1 protein-coding gene and 1 pseudogene are annotated in these 579 nt (G+C 72.7%); one reads left to right on the top strand and one right to left on the bottom strand.

Annotated elements, in window-relative coordinates; all coding sequences use genetic code 11:
• Positions 1 to 348: response regulator transcription factor (locus CCN33_RS28815; RefSeq protein ID WP_140394729.1), on the top strand; the 348-nt coding region annotated here is incomplete at its 5' end.
• Positions 349 to 357: 9 nt separating this feature from the next.
• Here the strand turns inward: CCN33_RS28815 and CCN33_RS28810 are convergent.
• Positions 358 to 579 (bottom strand): annotated as a pseudogene (locus tag CCN33_RS28810) (hypothetical protein); the annotation flags it as partial.

Below are 579 nucleotides of genomic sequence, written 5' to 3'. Positions count from 1 at the left end.
GCGGGCGCCGCCGGGTACGTCTACAAGGACGTCGACCCCGACGCCCTCGCCGCCGCCATCCGCTCCGTGCACGCCGGGCACATCCTGCTCCAGCCCGAGGTCGCCGACGCCCTCCTCACCCAGGAAGAGGCCAACTCGGGTCAGAGCAGGGGAAGTTCACTCACCGAACGGGAACGCGAGGTGCTCGGCCTCATCGCCGACGGTCGCTCCAACCGGGAGATAGCCCGCGCCCTGGTCCTCTCCGAGAAGACCGTCAAGACGCACGTCTCCAACATCCTCATGAAACTCGACCTCGCCGACCGCACCCAGGCCGCCCTGTGGGCCGTACGCCACGGCATGACCGACTGAGCCGGGACGTCAGTGCCGCTCGCGCTCCTCCACCACCGAGTTGTACGCCGCCACCCGCGCCCGCCGCGCCGTCCGCTCCACCGGGCGCAGCGCCTCGGCCCGGGCTCCCATCTCCGAGGCACTCACCGCCCCGCCGTGGCCCCGCTCCTGGGCCAGCGAGACCAGGAGTCCCACCCGCCCCGCCAGCTCCAACACCCGTGCCGCCCGTGGCGGATACCCCGGCGCCAGCAC

The organism is Streptomyces recifensis (assembly GCF_002154615.1).
Lineage (GTDB): Bacteria > Actinomycetota > Actinomycetes > Streptomycetales > Streptomycetaceae > Streptomyces > Streptomyces griseoluteus.
The sequence above is the reverse complement of the archived record's forward strand: the minus strand, read 5'-3'. Positions and strand labels throughout refer to the sequence as shown.